The sequence below is a fragment of the Bradyrhizobium sp. UFLA05-89 genome (genome assembly GCF_059803475.1).
The window spans coordinates 98,278-121,187 of sequence record NZ_JBANBA010000003.1 but is presented as its reverse complement, the minus strand read 5'-3'; the positions used below and the strand labels follow the sequence as shown (position 1 = coordinate 121,187).

Annotated in this window: 21 protein-coding genes and 1 tRNA gene; 4 read left to right on the top strand and 18 right to left on the bottom strand. The window is 63.1% G+C overall.

Annotation, left to right across the window (positions count from 1 at the left end):
- Positions 1-44: 44 nt before the first annotated feature.
- The 9 genes from rpoB to SO139_RS02660 all read right to left on the bottom strand — a co-directional run bounded on the left by rpoB (position 45) and on the right by SO139_RS02660 (position 9,703).
- On the bottom strand, positions 45-4,163 hold the full coding sequence (rpoB, locus tag SO139_RS02700; protein WP_449377287.1) for a DNA-directed RNA polymerase subunit beta: 4,119 nt from the start codon (positions 4,161-4,163) through the stop codon (positions 45-47).
- Between the two features lie 505 nt (positions 4,164-4,668).
- Positions 4,669-5,046: a 50S ribosomal protein L7/L12 gene (gene rplL, locus SO139_RS02695; protein WP_027520973.1), complete on the bottom strand. Its 378-nt coding sequence runs from the start codon at positions 5,044-5,046 to the stop codon at positions 4,669-4,671.
- 54 nt (positions 5,047-5,100) lie between these two features.
- Entirely contained in the window at positions 5,101-5,619 is a 519-nt protein-coding gene (rplJ, locus tag SO139_RS02690; protein WP_283036052.1) for a 50S ribosomal protein L10, read from the bottom strand.
- Between the two features lie 581 nt (positions 5,620-6,200).
- On the bottom strand, positions 6,201-7,154 hold the full coding sequence (locus tag SO139_RS02685; protein ID WP_449377288.1) for a 2-hydroxyacid dehydrogenase: 954 nt from the start codon (positions 7,152-7,154) through the stop codon (positions 6,201-6,203).
- Positions 7,155-7,247: 93 nt separating this feature from the next.
- On the bottom strand, positions 7,248-7,940 hold the full coding sequence (rplA, locus tag SO139_RS02680) for a 50S ribosomal protein L1 (protein WP_449377289.1): 693 nt from the start codon (positions 7,938-7,940) through the stop codon (positions 7,248-7,250).
- A 6-nt stretch (positions 7,941-7,946) separates the two neighbouring features.
- Positions 7,947-8,375: a 50S ribosomal protein L11 gene (gene rplK, locus SO139_RS02675; protein WP_027554142.1), complete on the bottom strand. Its 429-nt coding sequence runs from the start codon at positions 8,373-8,375 to the stop codon at positions 7,947-7,949.
- Positions 8,376-8,508: 133 nt separating this feature from the next.
- Entirely contained in the window at positions 8,509-9,066 is a 558-nt protein-coding gene (gene nusG / locus SO139_RS02670; RefSeq protein ID WP_027520977.1) for a transcription termination/antitermination protein NusG, read from the bottom strand.
- On the bottom strand, positions 9,066-9,257 hold the full coding sequence (gene secE, locus SO139_RS02665) for a preprotein translocase subunit SecE (protein ID WP_027520978.1): 192 nt from the start codon (positions 9,255-9,257) through the stop codon (positions 9,066-9,068). Before secE ends, nusG begins: the two co-directional genes overlap by 1 nt.
- Positions 9,258-9,627: 370 nt before the next feature.
- Positions 9,628-9,703, bottom strand: a tRNA-Trp gene (locus SO139_RS02660).
- A 147-nt stretch (positions 9,704-9,850) separates the two neighbouring features.
- Here SO139_RS02660 and SO139_RS02655 point away from each other — a divergent pair.
- Positions 9,851-11,074: a serine hydrolase domain-containing protein gene (locus SO139_RS02655; protein WP_449377290.1), complete on the top strand. Its 1,224-nt coding sequence runs from the start codon at positions 9,851-9,853 to the stop codon at positions 11,072-11,074.
- A gap of 178 nt (positions 11,075-11,252) precedes the next feature.
- Here SO139_RS02655 and SO139_RS02650 read toward each other — a convergent pair whose 3' ends face one another.
- A complete protein-coding gene (locus SO139_RS02650; protein WP_449377291.1) occupies positions 11,253-12,020 on the bottom strand; it encodes an SDR family NAD(P)-dependent oxidoreductase in 768 nt (255 codons plus the stop codon).
- Between the two features lie 67 nt (positions 12,021-12,087).
- Positions 12,088-12,786 carry a histidine phosphatase family protein gene (locus SO139_RS02645; protein WP_449377416.1) on the bottom strand — a complete coding sequence of 233 codons (699 nt, stop codon included), beginning with the start codon at positions 12,784-12,786 and terminating at the stop codon, positions 12,088-12,090.
- A 137-nt stretch (positions 12,787-12,923) separates the two neighbouring features.
- Between SO139_RS02645 and SO139_RS02640 the strand changes: the two genes are divergently transcribed.
- Complete coding sequence (locus SO139_RS02640; RefSeq protein WP_449377292.1) at positions 12,924-13,709, top strand: SDR family NAD(P)-dependent oxidoreductase; 786 nt, start codon at positions 12,924-12,926, stop codon at positions 13,707-13,709.
- 337 nt (positions 13,710-14,046) lie between these two features.
- Complete coding sequence (gene argE / locus SO139_RS02635; RefSeq protein WP_449377293.1) at positions 14,047-15,225, top strand: acetylornithine deacetylase; 1,179 nt, start codon at positions 14,047-14,049, stop codon at positions 15,223-15,225.
- Positions 15,226-15,321: 96 nt separating this feature from the next.
- Here the strand turns inward: argE and SO139_RS02630 are convergent, their stop codons facing one another.
- The 3 genes from SO139_RS02630 to SO139_RS02620 form a co-directional block, all read right to left on the bottom strand.
- Entirely contained in the window at positions 15,322-15,663 is a 342-nt protein-coding gene (locus SO139_RS02630) for an NIPSNAP family protein (protein ID WP_449377294.1), read from the bottom strand.
- A 435-nt stretch (positions 15,664-16,098) separates the two neighbouring features.
- Entirely contained in the window at positions 16,099-17,157 is a 1,059-nt protein-coding gene (locus SO139_RS02625) for a phosphotransferase family protein (protein ID WP_449377295.1), read from the bottom strand.
- A 59-nt stretch (positions 17,158-17,216) separates the two neighbouring features.
- The gene (locus SO139_RS02620; RefSeq protein ID WP_449377296.1) at positions 17,217-18,455 is read right to left on the bottom strand and encodes an acyl-CoA dehydrogenase family protein; all 1,239 of its coding nucleotides are present in this window, start codon (positions 18,453-18,455) and stop codon (positions 17,217-17,219) included.
- Positions 18,456-18,775: 320 nt separating this feature from the next.
- Here SO139_RS02620 and SO139_RS02615 point away from each other — a divergent pair, with 320 nt between their 5' ends.
- Positions 18,776-19,438 (top strand): TetR/AcrR family transcriptional regulator, encoded by a 663-nt coding sequence (locus SO139_RS02615; protein ID WP_449377417.1) that lies wholly within the window; start codon positions 18,776-18,778, stop codon positions 19,436-19,438.
- 6 nt (positions 19,439-19,444) lie between these two features.
- Here SO139_RS02615 and SO139_RS02610 read toward each other — a convergent pair whose 3' ends face one another.
- The 4 genes from SO139_RS02610 to SO139_RS02595 form a co-directional block, all read right to left on the bottom strand.
- Entirely contained in the window at positions 19,445-19,837 is a 393-nt protein-coding gene (locus SO139_RS02610) for a Rid family hydrolase (protein ID WP_449377297.1), read from the bottom strand.
- A 103-nt stretch (positions 19,838-19,940) separates the two neighbouring features.
- The gene (locus SO139_RS02605) at positions 19,941-20,156 is read right to left on the bottom strand and encodes a hypothetical protein (RefSeq protein WP_449377298.1); all 216 of its coding nucleotides are present in this window, start codon (positions 20,154-20,156) and stop codon (positions 19,941-19,943) included.
- Between the two features lie 318 nt (positions 20,157-20,474).
- The gene (locus SO139_RS02600) at positions 20,475-21,353 is read right to left on the bottom strand and encodes a beta-keto acid cleavage family enzyme (RefSeq protein ID WP_449377299.1); all 879 of its coding nucleotides are present in this window, start codon (positions 21,351-21,353) and stop codon (positions 20,475-20,477) included.
- 221 nt (positions 21,354-21,574) lie between these two features.
- Complete coding sequence (locus tag SO139_RS02595; RefSeq protein ID WP_449377300.1) at positions 21,575-22,804, bottom strand: CaiB/BaiF CoA transferase family protein; 1,230 nt, start codon at positions 22,802-22,804, stop codon at positions 21,575-21,577.
- Positions 22,805-22,910 lie beyond the last annotated feature (106 nt).

Sequence of the window (22,910 nt, the reverse complement as noted above, 5' to 3'; positions counted from 1 at the left end):
AGGCGCCGATGCCCGGCCTCTTCGGCCGGGCATGAAGAGTCGCGTTACTCGGCCGCCTCGGAGGTCGGCGCCGGTCCCATCTTGGAATTGTGCAGGTCGACGTTGAGGCCGAGCGAGCGCATTTCCTTGACCAGGACGTTGAAGGACTCCGGAATACCGGCCTCGAACGTGTCGTCGCCGCGCACGATCGCCTCGTACACCTTGGTACGGCCGGCGACGTCGTCCGACTTCACGGTCAGCATTTCCTGGAGCGTGTAGGCCGCGCCGTAAGCTTCGAGCGCCCACACCTCCATTTCGCCGAAGCGCTGACCGCCAAACTGCGCCTTGCCGCCCAGCGGCTGCTGGGTAACGAGCGAGTACGGACCGATCGAACGCGCGTGGATCTTGTCGTCGACGAGGTGGTGCAGCTTGAGCATGTAGATGTAGCCGACCGTCACCTTGCGATCGAAGGGATCGCCGGTACGGCCATCATAGACGGTCGACTGGCCCGAAGCGTCGAGACCGGCGAGCTTAAGCATCTCCTCGATGTCGGCTTCCTTGGCGCCGTCGAACACCGGCGTCGCGATCGGCACGCCGTGGCTCAGGTTGCGGCCGAGTTCGATCAGCTCATTGTCGTTGAGCGTCTTGATCGTCTCGTCCTCGCCGTAGATCTTCTTCAGCGTCTCCTTCAGCGGCTTCATGTCCTGCTTCGACAGATAGGCATCGACCGTCTGGCCGATGCGCTTGCCGAGGCCGGCGCAAGCCCAGCCGAGATGCGTCTCGAGGATCTGCCCGACGTTCATGCGCGAGGGCACGCCGAGCGGATTGAGCACGATGTCGGCATGGGTACCGTCCTCGAGGAACGGCATGTCCTCGATCGGCACGATCTTCGACACCACGCCCTTGTTGCCGTGGCGGCCGGCCATCTTGTCGCCGGGCTGGATCTTGCGCTTCACCGCGACGAAGACCTTGACCATCTTCATCACGCCGGGCGGCAATTCGTCACCGCGCTGCAGCTTCTCGACCTTGTCGAGGAAGCGCTGTTCAAGCCCCTTCTTCGACTCGTCGTACTGCTTCCGCATGGCCTCGATCTCGGCCATCAGCTTGTCGTTCGGCGAAGCGAACAGCCACCACTGCGACTTCGGGTACTCCTCGAGCACCGCACGGGTGATCTTGGTGTCCTTCTTGAAGCCCTTCGGACCGGCAATGCCCTGCCGCCCCTCGAGGAGCTCGGCAAGACGGTTGTAGACGTTGCGGTCGAGGATCGCCTGCTCGTCGTCGCGGTCCTTGGCGAGACGCTCGATCTCTTCCCGCTCGATCGCCAGTGCACGCTCGTCCTTGTCGACGCCATGGCGGTTGAACACGCGCACTTCAACGATCGTGCCCTGCACACCCGGGGGCACGCGGAGCGAGGTATCGCGGACGTCCGACGCCTTCTCGCCGAAGATGGCGCGCAGGAGCTTTTCTTCCGGCGTCATCGGGCTCTCGCCCTTCGGCGTGATCTTGCCGACCAGGATGTCGCCGGCGCGCACTTCCGCACCGATGTAGACGATACCGGCTTCGTCGAGGTTCTTCAGCGCTTCTTCCGAGACGTTCGGAATGTCGCGGGTGATTTCCTCGGGACCGAGCTTGGTGTCGCGGGCCATCACCTCGAATTCCTCGATATGAATCGAGGTAAACACGTCGTCCTTCACGATCCGCTCGGAGAGCAGGATCGAGTCTTCGAAGTTGTAGCCGTTCCACGGCATGAACGCGACCAGCACGTTGCGGCCCAGCGCGAGCTCGCCGAGATCGGTCGACGGACCGTCAGCGATGATGTCGCCCTTCTTGACGATGTCGCCGACCTTCACCAGCGGACGCTGGTTGATGCAGGTCGACTGGTTGGAGCGCTGGTACTTCATCAGACGGTAGATATCGACGCCCGACTTGGTCGGATCGAGATCTTCCGTCGCGCGGATGACGACGCGGGTCGCGTCGATCTGGTCGATCACGCCCGAGCGGCGCGCCGCGATCGCAGCACCCGAGTCACGCGCAACCACGCCTTCCATGCCGGTGCCGACGAACGGCGCCTCGGCACGAACCAGCGGCACCGCCTGGCGCTGCATGTTCGAACCCATCAGCGCGCGGTTGGCGTCGTCGTTCTCGAGGAACGGGATCAGGGCCGCGGCGACCGAAACGAGCTGCTTCGGCGACACGTCCATGTAGTCGACCTTGTCCGGCGTCACCGGCAGAACTTCGCCGGCGTGACGGCAGACCACGAGGTCCTCGGTGAAGCGGCCCTTGGCGTCGAGCGGCACGTTGGCCTGCGCGACCGTGTAGCGGCCCTCCTCCATCGCCGAGAGGTACACGACCTCGTCGGTGACACGACCGTCCTTCACCTTGCGATAAGGCGTCTCGACGAAGCCGTACTTGTTGACGCGCGCGAAGGTCGCGAGCGAGTTGATCAGGCCGATGTTCGGACCTTCCGGCGTCTCGATCGGGCAGATGCGGCCGTAATGCGTCGGATGCACGTCGCGCACCTCGAAGCCGGCGCGCTCGCGGGTCAGACCGCCCGGTCCAAGCGCCGAGAGACGGCGCTTGTGGGTGATCTCCGACAGCGGGTTGGTCTGGTCCATGAACTGCGAGAGCTGCGAGGAGCCGAAGAACTCGCGCACGGCGGCGGCCGCCGGCTTGGCGTTGATCAGGTCCTGCGGCATGACCGTGTCGATGTCGACCGAGGACATGCGCTCCTTGATCGCGCGCTCCATGCGGAGCAGACCGATGCGGTACTGGTTCTCCATGAGCTCGCCGACCGAGCGCACACGGCGGTTGCCGAGGTGGTCGATGTCGTCGATCTCGCCCTTGCCGTCGCGCAGGTCCACCAGCGTCTTGATGACGGAGAGGATGTCTTCCTTGCGCAGCGTGCGCTGGGTGTCGGGCGCATCGAGGTCGAGACGCATGTTCATCTTGACACGGCCGACCGCCGAGAGGTCGTAGCGCTCGGCGTCGAAGAACAACGACTGGAACATGGCCTGCGCCGAATCCAGCGTCGGCGGCTCACCCGGACGCATCACGCGGTAGATGTCGAACAGCGCGTCCTCGCGCGTCATGTTCTTGTCGGCCGAAAGCGTGTTGCGGATGTAGGCGCCAACATTGACGTGGTCGATGTCGAGCAGCGGCAACTCCTTGTAGCCCTGCTCGTTGAGGGCCTTCATCAGCTTGTCGGTGATTTCCTCACCGGCTTCCGCATGGATCTCGCCCGTCTTCGGATTGACGAGGTCCTCGGCAAGGTAATTGCCGACCAGCTCCTCATCGGACATGCGCAGCGCCTTCAGCCCCTTCTCCTGGAGCTGGCGGGCGGCGCGCACGGTGAGCTTCTTGCCGGCCTCGAGCACGACCTTGCCGGTGTCGGCATCGATCAGGTCGGAGGTCGTGGAATAGCCGCGGAAGCGGTTGGCGTCGAACGGAACGCGCCAGCCTTCCTTGGTCCGCTTGTAGAGGATGCGCTTGTAGAAGGTGTTGAGGATCTCCTCGCCGTCGAGCCCGAGCGCGAACATCAGCGACGTCACCGGAATCTTGCGGCGACGGTCGATACGCGCATAGACGATGTCCTTGGCGTCGAACTCGATGTCGAGCCAGGAGCCGCGATACGGGATCACGCGGGCGGCGAACAGCAGCTTGCCCGAGGAGTGGGTCTTGCCCTTGTCGTGGTCGAAGAACACACCGGGCGAACGGTGCATCTGGGAGACGATGACGCGCTCGGTGCCGTTGACGATGAAGGTGCCGTTCATCGTCATGAGCGGGATGTCGCCCATGTAGACGTCCTGCTCCTTGATGTCCTTGACCGACTTCGCGCCGGTTTCCTCGTCGATATCGAACACGATGAGGCGCAGCGTCACCTTGAGAGGTGCAGCGAAGGTCATGCCGCGCTGGCGGCACTCGTCGACGTCATACTTCGGCGGCTCGAACTCGTAGCGGACGAATTCCAGCATCGAGGTACCGGAGAAGTCCGAGATCGGGAACACCGAGCGGAACACCGCCTGCAAGCCCTCATCCGGCCGCCCGCCCGTGGGTTCGTCGACCATCAGGAACTGGTCATACGATGCCTTCTGAACCTCGATGAGGTTCGGCATCTCGGCGACTTCCTTGATGTGTCCGAAAAATTTGCGAACGCGTTTGCGACCGGTGAATGTCTGCTGCGCCATCGTGGCCTCTCATTTCGGCGCCCGCCCTGGGCGCGCCTTCCGGGCCACGGCTGCCACCGCTCCCCGGGTTGAATTTTTCGAACCCGTTTTGAGGATCGGAAACTCAGTCTCGGACCGCCAAAGTCCTGAACCGTTCTTCAGACCTTCAAAACGCAAAACGACGCGCGGGGCGCGGAGGCGCACCCGCCCGTCACAACGATCGTCTTCACGGACTGCAAAAGCCCGAAATAGCCTGCTCTCCCAACGGCTTGCGGGAAACTCCGCCTTCCACGCCCACCGTGCTTTCGTGCTGTCGACCCGATATGGGGCGACAATAGTGGAGATTCGAGGGGTAAGCCCTCAAATCCCCACACTTTTTCGTGTTCGGCCTGCGTCGGAACGTCCCGTCGCACGCCTTTTGCATCCAGCCCGCCTGCCGAGGCCGGAAACCCGACCACCGACCTTGCGGGCCAAGATCCCGGGTCTCGCTGTCGCTCGCCCGGGATCTCGCTCAAATAAGCTTCGCTTACTTGAGCTCGACCTTCGCGCCAGCCTTCTCGAGCTGGGCCTTGATCTTGTCGGCTTCTTCCTTGTTCACGCCTTCCTTGACCGGCTTCGGGGCGCCCTCGACGAGATCCTTCGCCTCCTTCAGGCCCAGGCCGGTGATGGCGCGGACTTCCTTGATGACCTCGATCTTCTTGTCGCCGGAGGCAGCGAGAACGACCGTGAACTCGGTCTTCTCTTCAGCCGGAGCGGCGGCAGCGCCACCGGCAGCCGGGCCAGCCACCGCGACGGCGGCAGCAGCGGACACGCCCCACTTCTCTTCGAGGAGCTTGGCGAGTTCAGCGGCTTCGAGCACGGTGAGGCTCGAGAGGTCGTCAACGATCTTCTGCAAGTCAGCCATTGTATTGTTTCCTTAAGTGTAAGTCTGGTTCGGGTTTGAGTTTTGCGAAGGGCGTCAGGCCGCTTCGCCCTTTGAGGCATGAGCCTGAATGACGCGTGCGAGCTTGCCCGCCGGCGCGTTCGCGAGCTGGGCGAGCTTGGTCGCCGGAGCCACGATGAGGCCGACGATCTTGCCGCGCAGTTCGTCAAGCGACGGCAGCGAGGCAAGCGCCTTCACACCATCGACATTCAGGACGGTCTTACCCATCGAGCCGCCAATGATGACGAACTTTTCGTTCGCCTTGGCGAAATCGATGGCGACCTTCGGCGCCGCTACCGGATCGTTCGAAGTTGCGATCACGGTCGGCCCCTTCAACATGGGGCCGATGGCAACGACGTCAGTGCCTTCAAGAGCAATTTTGGCGAGACGGTTCTTCGAGACCTTCACCGAGGCACCCGCCTGCTTCATCTGCTGGCGCAGCTTCTGCATCTGGGCAACGGTGAGGCCGGAATATTGAGCAACGACCGCGACGCTCGTGGTCTTGAAGACCTCATTGAGCTGTTCGACCGCTTCCTTTTTTGCCGCTCGTTCCACAGCAAGCTCTCTCCGGTTGGCGGTCATCGCGCGAAAGGCGGGACCGCCGGGTTGCACCCGTCGTCCCACCCAAACCTGAACCTCTGGGCCAAAACCCCAAGGACACGCCGGGCAAGACGACAATTCAAAGCCTGCCCTCCCGGAACCCTTGAGGGGCCCACGGGGTGTCGAGGTCCGAACCAAACCCATTTCGAGCCGCCCAGAGGTGGCCGCGAAGTGAAATCCGGTCTTCACCCGTCTATGCAGGCCATGCGATTAAGCCATTGGAAAATCTAGATTTCCCGCTGGCGCCTGCAGTCTTGGACAGGACGAGGCCAGCCGGCATGCCGGTTGACCTCTGCCCGCATTCCACCAACTTGATGAGGTCGCTTCCTTTTCGGACAAATCCTTGCGGACGTCCTGAGAAGGAATGATCTCCTATCGTGTCGGGTTTTCGGAATGCGTGCACAGACACGCCAGCAACTCGCCAGCACGTCCGGAGGCGGTTCTTTAACCGCTCTTGACGGCCTTGCCAAGAGCAAAATTCACACCAGTTCCAATCGATTGGCGCGGACACTTGGCGTGGCAGCGAACTGGCCGATTCAGACCAGTTTGACCGCGTAAGGCAGCGGCCGCCCCTCAAAGAACGCGGTCAGGTTCGCCAGTACGCAGTCCCGCATCGCGATGTGGGAGTCCAGGGTGTGGCCGCCGATATGCGGGGCGAGCACCACATTGGGCAGCACCGTCAGTGCGTCCGGCGCGTGCGGCTCCTTCGTATAGACGTCGAGGCCGGCGCCGGCGATGGTCTTGTCGGAGAGCGCCGCCACGAGTGCTTTCTCATCAATGACCGAGCCGCGGGAGATATTGACGACATAGCCGTCCTCGCCCAACCGCTTGAGGATGTCGCCATTGACGGCGTGATGCGTCTCGGCGCCGGCGCGCACCGCAATCATGAGCACGCTGCACCAATCGGCGAGCGCCTCCAGCGACGAGAAATATTGGTAGGGCACGTCGTGGCAGGAGCGGCTGAAATAACCGACCTCGCTTTCGAACGCCGTGCAGCGCGCTGCGATCTTGCGGCCGATCTCGCCCATGCCGTAGACGCCGATGCGGCGACTGGGCATGCCGGCCTGCGGCCGCATCATCAGTGAAGGTCTTGACGCGGCCCAATCGCCGCTGCGGACGTATTGATCCGCAACCAGGATCCGGCGGGTGGCGGCGAGCATCAAGGTCATCGCGATATCGGCGACCGAGGCCGCATTGGCGCCAGGGCTGTGGCCGACCGCGATGTTGCGCGCGGCAGCCGCCTTCAGGTCGATGCCGTCATAACCGGTGCCGTAGCAGACGATCGCCCCAAGATTCGGCAAGACGTCCATTGCCGCCGCGCCGAGCGGCGTGGCGCCTCCGGCCAGCAGCGCACGGACGCCACCTAGCGCATCGCTTGAAAACACCTCTTGCGCCGGCTTGCCAGCGGTGTCGAGCAATTCAAATCGCTCGGCGAAGGGCGCCGTCATCGTCTTCGGGAAGCGCGAGTAGATCAGGACCTTGTCAGCCATTGTTATCGCTTCCCGCGAACGACGCCTCACAAATGGCAGGGGCGGAATCGGTTGCCCAATTCCGCCCCTGTCCGCATTTCCAGATCTATTGCCTTAGCCGAGGATCGTGCCCGGCTCGACCTTCACACCCGGGCCCATGGTCGAGGACACCGCGACGCGCTGGATGTAGGTGCCCTTGGAGCCGGCCGGCTTCGCCTTGGAGACCGCGTCCGCGAGTGCCTTGACGTTCTCGACCAGCTTCTCCTCGGAGAACGAGGCCTTGCCGACGCCGGCCTGCACGATGCCAGCCTTCTCGACGCGGAACTCGACCGAGCCGCCCTTGGCGCCCTTCACGGCGCTGGTGACGTCCATGGTCACGGTGCCAATCTTCGGGTTCGGCATCAGGCCGCGCGGGCCGAGCACCTTACCGAGGCGGCCGACCAGCGGCATCATGTCGGGAGTCGCAATACAACGGTCGAAGTCGATGGTGCCGTTCTGCACCTTCTCGACCAGGTCCTCGGCGCCGACCACGTCGGCACCGGCGGCCTTGGCTTCGTCCGCCTTGGCGCCGCGGGCGAACACGCCCACGCGCAGGGTGCGGCCTGTGCCGTTCGGCAGGTTCACGACGCCGCGGACCATCTGGTCGGCGTGACGGGGATCAACGCCGAGATTGATCGCGATCTCGATCGTCTCGTCGAACTTCGACTTGGCGCGCTCCCTGACCATCTTGATGGCTTCCGCGAGCGGGTAAAGCTTCTCGCGATCAACGCCCTCACGGGCCTTTTTCAAACGCTTTCCGATTGCCATGGCCCGTTACCCCGCAACTTCCAGACCCATCGAACGGGCGGAGCCCTCGACCATCTTCATGGCCGATTCAATGGTGTCGCAATTCAGGTCCTTCATCTTCTTCTCGGCGATCTCGCGCACCTGCGCCTTGGTCACCTTGCCGGCCTTGTCACGGCCCGGCGCCTTCGAACCGGACTGGATTTTTGCAGCCTGCTTGAGGAAGAAGGACATCGGCGGCGTCTTCATCTCGAAGGTGAAGGAACGGTCCGCATAGATGGTGATGATCACCGGGATCGGGGTGTTCTTCTCTTCCTTCTGGGTCTGGGCGTTGAACGCCTTGCAGAACTCCATGATGTTGAGACCGCGCTGACCAAGCGCGGGACCGATCGGGGGCGAAGGATTCGCCGCACCGGCCGGGACCTGAAGCTTCAGGTATCCGGTCACTTTCTTTGCCATGTATCACTCCTGTTGTGCCGGCCTTTCGGCCAGCGGTTTCAGGTTCGTGGTCGGGATCAGTTGCGGCTGGCGACCGCCCCTCTCCTCCCACGGCCCATTTTCGCGCCAAGCTTTCGCTTCGCGCGTAGTTCGGTCAGACCTTCTCGACCTGACCGAATTCCAGTTCGACCGGCGTTGCGCGGCCGAAGATCGACACCGCGACCTTCACGCGCGAGCGCGCCTCGTCGATTTCCTCGACGACACCTGAGAACGATGCGAACGGACCATCGGCCACGCGCACGTTCTCGCCGATCTCGAACGACACCGACGCCTTCGGCCGCTCCACGCCCTCCTGCACCTGGTGCAGGATGCGCATCGCCTCGGCTTCCGAGATCGGCATCGGCTTGTTTTCCGCGCCAAGGAAGCCCGTGACCTTCGGCGTGTTCTTGATCAGATGAAACGCCTCGTCGGTCAGCTTCATCTTCACCAGCACATAGCCCGGGAAGAACTTGCGCTCGGCGTCGATCTTGCGGCCGCGGCGCACTTCCGTGACCTTCTCGGTCGGCACCAGCACCTGCTCGAAGAGTTCCTCGAGGTTGCGCTGCTTGGCCTGCTCACGGATCGATTCGGCGACCTTCTTCTCGAAGTTCGAGTACGCGTGAACGATGTACCAGCGCTTGTCGGACGATTGAGTTGCTGCGGCTGTTGCCATCAGTGAATGCCCAAAAGAAGGGTGACGAGATAACGGATGATCTGGTCGGCGGCGAAGAAGAAGATCGACGCCAGGGCAACCATGACGAACACCATGATCGTGGTGATCGTCGTCTCGCGACGGGTCGGCCAGGTGACCTTCGCGGTCTCCGAGCGCACTTCCTGCAAGAACTTGAACGGGCTGACTGCCATCGTTGATGTCCAACGTCCGTCGTGAGACGAGAAAAGATTTAAAGGGATCCGAACAGCCGCCGTCTGCCCAACCCTCTTCGCTTGAAGGATGAGCCGGAAACCGGGCTCGATTGTTCGGGGATTTCAAGGCCGCGCCGGAGATCCGCGTCTAACGGGCCGGCTGCAGGTGGCGGGTATCTACTGCGGATGGGGGCAAAGGTCAAGGTGCGGGCAAGCCTTCCCGTCAGGCCCTACTCTCGGGCAGCCATACGAGAGCCGATCAGGATCAAGGACTTATCGGGCCACGATGAAGCTTCGTCGCAGCTTCATGGCTGGGCTTGCCCTGCGTCACCGGTGATCGATGCTGTCGGATTTGGCTGGCTGACTTGGCTGGCAGGAGTGGCAGGGCTCGAACCTGCGACCCCCGGTTTTGGAGACCGGTGCTCTACCAATTGAGCTACACTCCTACGGACCTGCGTCACCACGGGTCAGGCCGCTTTCAAGCACAGGGGGCGGCCGGTTTGCAAGGGAGAAGCGCAAGCGAGGCGCTTGTTCACACCGCGCCTTCCGGGTCACAGTTCATCCTGAACCAGAACAACAACCCGGACGTGACAATGAGCGCTCAAACCGCCTCGAAGCCGAAGATCGCCGTTCAAACCCCGCCTTTGCCGGAGGCGAGGCCCGAAACGCTAGGTCTGTCGCGCCCCCGCCTCCAGGCGATGTCGGATGCCTTCAGGCGCGAGATCGACAAGGGAACCGTTCCCGGCGCGACCGTGCTGGTGGCCCGCCGTGGCCAGGTCGGCTGGTTCGAGGCGCTCGGCCGACAGACTCCTGCCGCCACAGTGCCGATGGCGCGTGATTCGATCTTCCGCATCTTCTCGATGACGAAGCCGATCGTGTCGGTCGGCATCATGACGCTGGTCGAGGACGGCCATGTCCTGCTCGGCGATCCCCTCGCCAAGTACATCCCCGAATTCGCCAACCCGCAGGTCGGCGTCGTCAGCGGTGGCAAGCTCGAGCTGGTTCCGGCCCACCGGCCGATCACGGTCCAGGATCTGCTCCGCCACACCTCCGGCATCACCTACGAGCACCAGGGCGACGGCCCAGTGCACAAGCTCTATCAGGAGTCCCGTGTCCGAAGCCGCAAGATCTCCAACGCCGAGCACGCCGCCCTGGTCGCGAGCTTCCCGCTGGTCTGCCAGCCCGGCGCGGAGTTCAACTACAGCCGCTCGACCGACATTCTTGGTCGCATCATCGAGGTCGTCAGCGGCAAGTCACTTGGCGCCTTCCTGGGCGAACGTATCCTCGGCCCCCTTCAGTTGACCGAGACCGGTTTCTCGACCGGCGAGGCCAACGCAGCCCGCCTCGCCGAGCCCTTCCCCGCTGATCCCTGGACCGGCGACAAGATCGTCCTCTTCAACATGCTGGAGCGGCCGGCGATGGAGTCCGGCGGCGGCGGTCTGGTCTCGACCGCAATGGACTACGCCCGCTTCGCGATGATGCTGCGCAACGGCGGCACACTGGACGGCGCGCGCATCATCGGCCCCAAGACGCTGGAGCTGATGGCCTCCGATCACCTCGGTGCAAGCGTGAAGGTCAATGGTACACTGCTCGCACCCGGTCACGGTTTCGGCCTCGGCTTCGCCGTACGCAGGGACGCCGGCATCGCGCCCTTCCCTGGCAGCGTCGGTCAGTTCTTCTGGAGCGGCATCGCCGGCACCTTGTTCTGGATCGACCCGAAGGAGGATTTGATCGCAGTGTTCATGACGCAGGGCCCGGGCCAGCGCGACTACACGCGGACGTTGGTGCGAAATCTCGTGTATGCGGCGGTGGAGTGAGCCGACGCTGCCGCAACATCCTCGGTGTCATGCCCCGCGAAGGCGGGGCATCCAGTACTCCGCGGCTGGAGTTGGTTTACCCAACCACCGCCGCGGAGTACTGGATCGTCCGCCTTCGCGGACGATGACTGAGTGAGGGCGGCTTGCTTGCCTTTTCCCACTTCCGCACGCGAACGCGTCAACTAATCGTCGCGCCGCCGTCGATGACCATGGTCTGGCCGGTCATGAAGTCGCCGGCCTTCGATCCAAGGAACACGGCAGCGCCCGCGATCTCGTCGGGGATGCCGATGCGCAGGAGCGGCGAGCGCGAGGTCGAGGCCTTCAGGTTCTCCGGATTGTCCCACAGTGCCTTGGCGAAATCGGTCTTGATCAGGCCGGGCGCGATGCAGTTCACGCGGATGTTGTGCTTGCCGTATTCGCAGGCCAGATTGCGCGCGAGCTGCATGTCGGCAGCCTTGGAGATCGCGTAGGCGCCGAGAATGGTCGACCCTTTGAGGCCGCCGATCGAGGAGACGATGATGACCGAACCGTCTTTGCGCTCGATCATCTGCGGCACCACCATCGAGATCAGCCAGTTATTGGCGACGATGTTGTTGTCGAGGATCTTTCGGAACTGATCGTCGGAGATGCCGGCGAGCGGACCGTAATAAGGGTTCGAGGCGGCGTTGCAGACCAGCACGTCGATCTTGCCGAAGGCGCGGTTGCTCTCGTCGACGAGGTTTTGCAGATTTTCCTTCGAGGAGATGTTGGCCGCGATCGCTACCGCGGTCCCCTTGCCGAACCTGTCGTCTATTCCCTTCGCGACCTCCTCGCAGACGTCGGCCTTGCGCGAGGAGATCACGACCTTAGCGCCGTGCTCGGCCATACGCTCCGCGATCGCAAGCCCGATGCCGCGCGTCGATCCCGTGATGACGGCGACTTTTCCCTTCATGTCGAACAAGGTCATGTTTTTCTCCCAGAATTGACGACGTTGGTTTGATGCGTGAGCCGCGGCCGCGCTCGGCGGCAATGGCTCACGCGAGCTTCTTGACTTCCGGCCCTGCAGGCTGGTGCATCGCGTTGTGCCTGTCGTCCGCGATCCACGGCTGCTGGTTCACCATCGGCAGGCGCCAGACGACGCGCTCTGCTGTTGCGAAACGATCGAGCCGCGTCACCGAGACATTATCGATATCGAAGGAGAGCCCCTTCTCAGGCTCGCCGCCGAGCGCAAGCCCCAGCGCCGCCTTGATCGTGCCGCCATGCGTAACCGCGATCACGTCCTGCCCCGCCCGCTCGCGATTGATCCGTTCGATCGTGCGGCAAGTGCGGTTGTAGAGATCCATGAAACTCTCGCCTCCTGGCGCGGGCTCGTTGATGTCGGCGAACCAGCTAGTGCCCGCGGGGCGGCTCGCGACGAAGGCTGCACGATTCATGCCCTGCCAGTCGCCGAGATTCTGCTCGGCGAAATCCGCTTCCCACGTCATGCTGGCTGGCTTCGGAAAGCCGGCCGCCCAGATCGCCTCCGCCGTCTGATGCGTGCGCATCAGATTGCTCGAGTACCAGACTGCATTGCGCGGCAGGATCTTTGCGACCGCCTCGAACACCTCCAGGTCGCTGGTGTCGCAGGCGAGATCCTTCTGACCATAGATGTTGCCGCCGTCATTGCGCACCGGCGCATGACGGACCCACCACCACCGCGTGGTGACGACTTTGGACCTGTCGGAATCGGACATCATCGAAACCCTTCCATCCCGTTTGATGTCGCTGTACGTGAGTAGCGAACGTGTCTCAAGACACTTTGCCGTTTGAAATTCTGTTTGAAATTCCGCCGCGCGGCAAGCGTCGCGTGAAAGCTACAAGGGAGAAACGCATGGGCCGTCTGCAAGGCAAATCCGTCATCATCACCGGCGCGGGCAGCGGCATCGGCCGCGCGGCCTCGCTGCTATTCACGAAAGAAGGCGCAAGACTGATCGCGGTCGATCGCACCGAGGGCGTGAAGGAGACGGTCGAGGAGATCAAGCGCGCCGGCGGCACCGCTGAGGCCGTGATGGCTGATGCGGGTTCCGAGACGGACGTCATGGCCGTCATCGACAAGGCGGTGAGGACGCATGGCCGGCTCGACGTGATCTGGGCCAATGCCGGCGTCTCCGGCGGGCTCGTGCCGCTCGCCGAGCAGACGGTCGAGCATTGGCAGGAGGTTCTGCGCGTCAACCTGATTGGTCCCTTCCTCGCGGTGAAGTATGCGATGCCGCACATGGTGCAGCAGCAGTCGGGCGCGATCGTGCTGACGGCATCGGTCGCGGGTCTCAAGGCTGGTGCGAGCGGTCATCCCTATGCCGCGAGCAAGGCCGGCGTGATCAGCCTGGTGCAGACCACAGCCTATTCGCTCTCCGGCACCGGTGTGCGCATCAACGCGGTGTGCCCCGGACTCATCGAAACCGGAATGACAAAGCCGATCTTTGACCGTGCGAAGGAGCGCGGTACCGCCGACAAGATCGGCCAGCTCAATCCGCTCAAGCGCCCCGGCCAACCGCACGAGCTCGCGGCGATGGGCTTGTTCCTGGCAAGCGACGAGGCGTCGTATGTCAACGGCCAGGCTTTCCCCGTCGACGGTGGCCTCACGGCCTCGATGCCGTATACGGGCAAGCCGGTTTAGCTTTCTCGTGCCCCGGACGCTGCGCGACAGCGATGCGCTGTTGAGCCGGCCCATGCTTCCGACGACACGGCCGGAGCGTGTAGGGTGGGCAAAGGCGCACTTGCGCCGTGCCCACCATTTTTTCCACGAGGAAGTATACGCGGTGGGCACGCTTCGCTTTGTCCACCCTACGATTGCCGAGACCAAGCATCTAAGCGATGTCTTTTTCTCGAAAACAACCCCATGCAAAGTAGGATCGCCCCAGACTACCGGCAGGTGATTTGCCCGACGGGCGCCACCGTTGGTATGGTTCGTGCAGGCGGCAGAGCTGCCATCCTCCCTTCCCAAGAACCCGACAATGACAAGCCAAAGACCCGACCGTATTCGCAAACTGCTCGCCGACCTCGTTGCCTTCGATACCGTCAGCGATCGCTCCAACCTTGCCCTGATCGCCTACATCGAAAGCTACCTCGCATCCCTCGGCATCAGCGGACAGCGGATCGTCGACGAGACCGGGCAGAAGTCCTCGCTCTGGGTCACCATTGGCCCGAACGACCGTCCCGGCTTCGTGCTGTCGGGGCATACCGACGTGGTGCCGGTCGTGGGCCAGACATGGACCCACGATCCGTTCAAGCTGATCGAGCGTGACGGCCGTCTCTACGGACGCGGCACCACCGACATGAAAGGCTTTGTCGCGGTCTGCCTTGCGATGGTGCCAGAGATGGTCGAGGCGAAGCTGACAACGCCGATCCATCTTGCGATCTCCTATGACGAGGAGATCGGCTGCGTCGGCGTGCGGCCGATGCTGCGCGAAGTTGCCAAGAAGCCCGTCACGCCGCTCGGCTGCTTCGTCGGCGAGCCGACCGAGATGAAGGTCATCATCGGCCACAAGGGCAAGCACGGCGTGCGCGCGACCTTCAAGGGTCTCGCCCGCCACTCCTCGATAGCGCCCGACGGCGTCAACGCCATCGAATATGCGGCCGAGCTGATCACCGAGATCCGCCGCCGCGCCGTCGCGCTTGCCGCAAAGGCGGAGCAGGACAGCCTCTACGACGTCCCACACGCGACGCTGCTCACCAGCATCGTGCATGGCGGCGCCGCACTCAACATCGTGCCGGATACGTGCACCGTGGAGTTCGAGTGCCGTGGGCTTGGCATCACTGAGTCGCGAGAGGTGACGGACGCGATCGTCGCCTGGGCCAAGGCGGAGATCGAGCCGGCGATGAAGAAGCGGCATCCCGAGTGCGGCATCGATTTCGCGGAGATTCTCGACTATCCCGCACTCGACATCCGGGCCGACGACACCATCGTCACGCTCGCCAAAAAGCTCGCCGGCCGCAACGACCACGCCAAGGTTGCCTTCGGCACCGAAGCGAGCCTGTTTGCCAGCATGGCCGATATCCCCTCGGTGGTGATCGGCCCAGGTTCGATCGCCCAGGCGCACACGCCGGACGAGTTCGTGGAGATGTCGGAGCTCGAGAAGTGCGGTAAGTTTGTCGAAAAGCTGATCGCGCATTGCGCGAAAATGGGGGCGTAACTGGCGCAGCGTAGCCCGCATAAGCGAAGCGACATGCGGGATCAATTCCCCGGGTATCGCTGCGCTCACCCGGGCTACGATACTTGCGCCGCGCCGCTAACGCAACAAGCTTCGTGACGGTGAATAATCCACCGGCGCAAGCAGCCGATCCTCGATCTGGCCGACCATCAGCCCATGCTCGGCGTGCGTCACGCGCTTGATCTCGGACCACTCGGTGTCCGCCATGAAGGCAGCCCAGGCGGCAGCCTTGGTCGCTTCGTCCGGCCACTCCAGCAGATAGGCGAACTCAGTTCTGTCGCCGAGCCTGGTTTCCCACATCGCCACGATCTGGAAGCCGTATTTACTTCGCATGATGCGCGCGGCGTGATCGCGAAACCGGGCGTGAAACGCAGTCTTGTTCTTCTCAAAAATCTCGTAGATGCGCAGTTGCTGGATCATGACCGTCTTCTGATGAAGGAGATAGGGACGAAGCGCCGACTCGCAACCGGCAAGTCGCAGAGGGCAAAGCGACTTGTCCGCCGTAGCTCGAAGAGCGAAGGCGGAAGCGTGCCCGTCTGCGCCTCGGCTCCGGTCGCGGCCAGTGCGTAGGGTGGGCAAAGCGAAGCGTGCCCACCACTTCTGTGTACGTATAAGCGGTGGGCACGGCGCTGACGCGCCTTTGCCCACCCTACGAGAGCTGGACGGGTTTCAACAAACTCGTCATTGCGAGGAGCGGAGCGACGAAGCAATCCAGACCGTCGCCGCGGATACATTCCTGGATTGCTTCGCTTCGCTCGCAATGACGGAGAATGCCGGAACGTTCGCGAATCACAACAACAAAAGAAAAAAAGCGCGGCTCAATCGAATCGCGCCTCTTATTTCGTCTGGCGTTCCCTAAACCGCGCCCGCCTTCTGCGCGTACTCCCATGATGCCTTCGACAGCGGCACGGTGCGCTTGGCGGATTCGAGCGCTTTTGCATTCGCGGCGGTGCCGTCGCGGATTCGACCCGCGATTCCCTGCGTGATGCCCGCGAGGCGGAAGAGATTGTACGAGAAGTACCAGTTGAGATCAGGCACGCTCATCCCGGTCGCGTTGCAGTAGATCTGCGCCGCTTCTTCCAGGCTCGGAATGTTCAGCGCCTTGATGTCGGCGCCTTCAAGCCCCGGCATGATCCACTGCATCAACAGATAGGTGAAGTCGGCCATGGGATCGCCGAGTGTCGACAACTCCCAGTCCAGCACCGCCTGCACGCGCGGTTCCCTCGCGTGGAAAATCATGTTGTCGAGGCGATAGTCGCCATGGACGATCGAGACGCGCGCCTGCTCCGGCACGGTGCGCGGCAGCCATTCGGCAACCTTCTCGAACTCCGGAATGTGCTGGGTCTCGGAGGCCCGGTACTGCTTGGTCCAGCGATCGATCTGCCGCGCGAAATAATTGCCGGGCTTGCCGAAATCGCCAAGGCCGATCGCGGCGGGATCGAACATGTGCAGCTTCGCCAGCGTCTCGATCTTGCTGGTGAAGATTCGTCGGCGCGCGTCCGGCGTCTGGCTCGGCAGCGTCGGATCCCAGAACACCCGGCCCTCCTCCATCGACATGATGTAGAAGGCAGCGCCGATGATGCCGTCGTCCTGGCAGAGCGCATAGGCTTTCGCGACCGGAAAGCCCTGCTTTCCGAGCGCTGCGATGACGCGATATTCGCGATCGACCGCATGCGCCGACGGCAACAGTTTGCCGAATGGTTTTCGGCGCATCACGTAGGAACGGCCGGGCGTATCGAGCCGGTAGGTCGGGTTGGACTGGCCGCCCTTGAATTGCAGGACGACCAGCGGGCCCTGATAGCCTTCGACGTTCTCGCGCATCCAGGTCTCGAGGCGCAGCTCATCGAAACGATGCCGCTCCTCGACGGGCTTGGTGCCCGAGAACTCCTCATCTTTCCTGACGCCGTCAGCCACGATGACGCTCCCTCACGGTCTTCTCGATCTTATTCGGGAACGCCGCCGGGCACTCCCTTTTAGTGCTTGGGAGAGTTTGCATACTTCCGGATTTCAAGTCTGGCAATGGCGCGATTGTGCACCTCGTCCGGACCATCGGCGAGGCGGAGCGTGCGGATGCCCGCATAGTCCTTGGCAAGACCGGCTTCATCCGAGACGCCCGCGCCGCCAAAGGCCTGGATCGCCTGGTCGATGATCTTCAGCGCCATGTTGGGAGCTGCGACCTTGATCATGGCGATCTCGAGCTGCGCGGTCTTGTTGCCGACCTTGTCCATCATGTCGGCGGCCTTGAGGCACAAGAGGCGGTTCATCTCGATGTCGGTGCGGGCCTCGCCAATGCGCTGCTCCCACACCGAGTGCTCGATGATCTTCTTTCCGAACGCGGTGCGCGACATCAGCCGCTTCACCATCTTCTCCAGCGCCTCCTCGGCCTTGCCGATGGTGCGCATGCAGTGATGGATGCGGCCGGGGCCAAGGCGGCCCTGCGCGATCTCGAAGCCACGACCCTCGCCGAGCAGCAGGTTCGACGCGGGAACGCGGACGTTCTCCAGCAGAACCTGCGCATGGCCGTGCGGCGCGTCGTCGAAGCCGAACACCGGCAGCATCTTCTCGACCTTGATGCCGGGCGTGTCGAGCGGCACCAGGATCTGCGACTGCTGCTGATGCTTGGCGGCGTTGACGTCGGTCTTGCCCATCAGGATCGCGATCTTGCAGCGGGGATCGCCGACACCGGACGACCACCATTTGCGGCCGTTGATGACGTAATGATCACCGTCGCGATCGATGCGGGTCTCGATGTTGGTGGCATCCGACGAGGCAACCGCCGGCTCCGTCATCAGGAAGGCGGAGCGGATCTCGCCGTCCATCAGCGGACGTAGCCATTTGCGCTTCTGCTCCTTGGTGCCGTAGCGGAACAGCACTTCCATGTTGCCGGTGTCGGGAGCCGAGCAGTTGAACACTTCCGAGGCCCAGGAGATGTGGCCCATCTGCTCCGACAGCAACGCGTATTCGAGATTGGTCAATCCCGCGCCGTGAAATTCGTCGTCGTCATGCTCCTTGGACGGCGGCAGGAACATGTTCCAGAGGCCTTCGGCCTTGGCCTTCTTCTTCAGATCCTCCAGCACCGGAATGACCTTCCAGCGCTCGCCGCTGTGATCCTGCTGATTGTAGACGGGAACAGCGGGGCGCACGTGCTTGGTCATGAAGGACTGCACGCGTTCGAGCCATTCCTTCTGCTTGGGGGACATGTCGAAGTCCATGGGACGCTCCTCGTTTCTCTCTTTGAACGATCTTTTTGCCGGACTGTCCTCCCGCCTCGCGCGGCCCGCAAGCACCTTGCGGAGCGCTTGGGAACTCCAGGTCGCAATTGCGAACGGCTCCCGATTGCGGATTGACTTTTCCCGGCCTTCAAACGATAGTTTCATACAACTGTTTGAATTGCAACTCCCTCCGGCGCGCGCCCCTCATCGTCATTCCGGGGCAGCCCGCAGGACTGAACCCGGAATCCGGAAGTTGTGGCGCGAAATTCCGGGTTCGCGACTTCGTCGCGCCCCTGAATGACGAGAAAAGGCTCTCAGCCATGGCCAGTGATCAGACCAGATCTGCCATTCTCGCCGCCGCCGAGCGGCTCTACGCCGACCGTGGCTTCGGCGACGTGACGCTGCGCGACATCGTCGCCGAGGCCAACGTCAACCTGGCTGCCGTGAATTACCATTTCGGCTCGAAGGACGAATTGATCGCCGAGTTGTTCGTGACGCGGAGCATCGCGCTCAATCGCGAGCGGCTGGCGGAACTCAAGGCAGCGGAAGACCAAGGCGGCGGCCGCGCGCCGATCGAAATGATCCTGCGCGCCCTGGTAGGCCCGACCCTGCACGGCTGCCTGGGGCCGGCGAACCAGCGTTCCACCGCGGCGCGGTTCATGATCCGCGCCTCCATTGAATCGGTGCCGCCGATCCGCCGCATCAAGAACCGCGAGATCGACCACTTGCGGAAATTCGCCGCCGCGATGCGCCGCGCGCTGCCCGACCGCAGTGATGAGGAGATCTATTGGGGCCTGCACTTCGCTCTGGCCATGGCGCACCACACCATTCGCGAAAGCGAGCGGCTGACCAAGCTGTCGGACGGCAAATGCGACCTCGACGACGTCGAGGGCATCATCGAGCGCGTGGTGAGCATGGCGGTGATGGGGCTGACCACCGGCAAGGCGGGGAGCAAGGCGCCCGCGAAGGTCGCTGCGCGCTAAGCCCCGTTACATCATCGCGATGCAGTCGATCTCGATGTCGAACGGCCCGGTCCATTCGGGAATGCAGACGAATATCCGCGCCGGCGGTTGCTCCGGGAAGTAGCGGGCGTAGACGCCGTTGAAAGTCGCAAAATGCTTCGCCGACGTGCAATAGACGTTGCACTTCATGACATTGTCGAGGCCGGCGCCGGCGGCCTCGAGGCAGAGCTTCATCTGCTCCATGACGAGCTCGCTCTGCCGCTCGATCGAAGCCGCTGCGATCTCCCCTGTCTGGGGATCGAGCGGCGGCAGCCCCGACACGAATATCATGTTGCCGGCGCGCGTCACCGGTGAGGCCGGCGCCTTCCAGCGGTCGAGAAAGGTCGAGATCGGCTCGACGCGAAGCGTTTCGCGTTTCATGGGCGGTTACCTTCGTCTGTAAACGTAACGGCAGCAGCCTACATCATCTCAAGGCTGCGACGTTTCGCTCAAGATCGAAGCGTGCTCGCGAGCTTCCCCCTGACTACATCCTCTGTGGCATCTCCTCGGCTTCTTCCTTGGCGAGCAGCAGCAGCATTTCGATGCCCATGTCGCCTTCCTGCGGCGAGCGGATGAACTTGATTTCCTCAGCCGACTTTTGCAGCGCTGCGACGATCGCCACGGCCTGGTTGGCCGTCGCCGCCTCGGTCGCCAGGACAGCCTTCTGGTTCTTCACTTGATAGCCGATCGTGTAGGACATTCGAATCCTCCCTGCCGGACATCAGTTCGTCAGATGAAGAGATCGAATACGAGTCCGGATTGCGACGAAAGCCGGGGCAACTACGGATCATCTGTGGACAATGGAACGAAAGGCCCCTCACCCTTCCGTTGTCTCTCAACGGTTCACTGGAATGTTCGGGTTCCGGCATCGCTTTGATTGCCGTCGGCGAACTCGCCGGTGAAGCGCGCCGAGAGTTCCGACTGGCGGCGCGCTCCTTCCTCGCCGTAACGTCGTGGCTAGCAGCACAGAGTTGTCTCGAGATGACATCGACCCGCGCGGCGGGGCTGACGGCGGGCGTCAGGCGAGCCCGAGCATGGCGCGCGCGTCGTCCGAGCTCGCGACTGTCGCACCGAGGCTCTTCAGGATCGCAGCCGCATGCGCGACCAGCTCGGCATTTGTCTTCGCCAGCACACCCTTGGACATGAAGAGATTGTCCTCCATGCCGACTCGGACGTGGCCGCCGAGCAGATAGGCCTGCGCGACCATCGGGAATTCGGCGCGGCCGATGCCGAAGCCGGACCAGATCGCACCCGGCGGCAGCAGACTACGGGCATAAAACATCGTCTCCGACGTGGCGGAGAAGCCGTACTTCACCCCTAACACGAGGGAGAACAGGCCCGGCCCTTTCAACGTGCCGTCGGCAAGGAGGTCGCGCGCGAGGTGACAGTCGCCGGAATCGAACAGCTCGATCTCCGGCAGCACGCCGGCCGCCTTCATCCGCTCGGCCATGATGCGGACGTTGCGCGGGGTGTTGATTACGACCTCGCCGCCGGAGTTCATGGTGTTGAGATCGAGCGTGCAGATGTCGGGCCTGAGCAGCTCGATATGCTCGACGCGCTTTTCCGGCTGGACCAGAGTCGTGCCAGGGCCGGCGATACGGGGATCGTCGTGCGAGGGAACATAACGTCCGCCTGGCCCGGTGGTGAGATTGATGACCAGGCTCTTGTTGCGGGCGCGGATGCGCTCGATGACCTCGCGGTAGAGATCGATCGACATCGACGGACGCCCGGTCGCGGGATCGCGCACGTGGATATGGGCGATCGCTGCGCCGGCTTCTGCCGCTTCCAGCGCGGATGTCGCGATCTGCTCGGGCGTGATCGGAAGATATGGCGATTGCTCGGGCTTCGTGAGATTGCCGGTGATCGCGCAGGTGATGATGGTTTTGCCGGTGGTCATCGATTCTCCTTCACCTCTCCCATCGGGAGAGGTCGGCATAGGCGGCCTCAGGGCGCCGTTCCAAGAAGACGCCGATGCTTGCATCGGCCACGGCGCCCGGTGGGGGTTACGCACTCTGGTGAGACCTGAGCCCCTCACCCGATTTGCACTCGACGATGCTTCGCATCGCGAGGAGCAAATCGACCTCCCCCCGCCGGGGAGAGGTGAAGGGGAGATCGCTGCTAGATCACGCCCTGCTTCTTCAAGGCCTCGATTTTCCCAGGATCATACCCGAGTTGTTCGCCGAGAACCTCCTGCGTGTGCTCCCCAAGCAGCGGCGGCGCGCGATAGTCCGTCACGGGGGTCTCCGAGAACGTCAGCGCGTTGCGGATCAGCGACAGTTCGGGCTCGAACTTATGGTTGACCTTCACCCGCATGCCACGCGACTGGACGTGCGGATCGCTAAACACCTGCTCGAAATTGTTGATCGGACCTGACGGCACGCCGGCCTCCTCCAGCTTTTCAAGCCAGTAGACCACCGGCTTCTTCAGGAACAGACCAGCGAAGATCGCCATGATCTCCTTGCCGTGCACGACGCGGTCGTTGTTCTTGATGAAGCGCTTGTCGCTCGCAAGCTCGGGCTCACCCAGCACGGCGCATGTCCGCTGGAACTGACCGTCATTGCCGACCACCAGCATCAGTTCGCCGTCGGTGCAGCGGAATACGCCGGCCGGCATGCCACCATTGCCCCAGGTGCCGCGGCGCGGCGGTGTCTTGCCGTTGACGAGGTAGATCTGTAGCCAGTGCGACAACGATGCGATGACGGTATCGAACAGGCAGACGTCGATGTGCTGTCCTTCCCCACCATTGACGTCGCGATGGTAGAGCGCCGAGAGAATTCCGATCGAGGTGTTCATGCCGGTCATGTAATCGACGATCGACGGGCCGACCTTCATCGGGCCCTCGCCGGGCTCGCCGTCGATATGGCCGGTGACGCTCATCAGGCCGCCCATCGCCTGCAGGATCGCATCATAGCCGGCGCGCGGGGCGTAGGGTCCGGTCTGGCCGAAACCGGTCACCGAGCAGTAGATGATGCCGGGGTTGATCGCCTTGATCGTCTCGTAATCGAGGCCATAGCGCTTGAGATCGCCGACCTTGTAGTTCTCCATGAAGACGTCGACGTCCTTGGCGAGCTCGCGAATGATCGCCTGCCCTTCCGGCTTGGCGATGTTGACGGTGACCGACTTCTTGTTGCGATTGGCGCAGAGGTAGAAGGAGTTGTTGTTGTTCTGCTTGCCTTCGGGGTCAGCGAGATAAGGCGGGCCGAAGGCGCGCGCGTCGTCGCCGGTGCCGGGCCGCTCGATCTTGATCACCTCCGCGCCGAGATCGCCGAGCATCTGGGCCGACAAGGGCCCGGCGAGCACGCGCGTAAGGTCAAGGATCTTGATGCCTGAGAGCGGCAAGGCCGACATAAGGTTTCCTCCGGGAACTGGTGTTGGCGCGGCGGCCGAGGCCGGGCCGCGCTCCCTGCGGATACACTATTTCGAGCCCGCGAGTCCTGCACTGGCGGCATGCCAC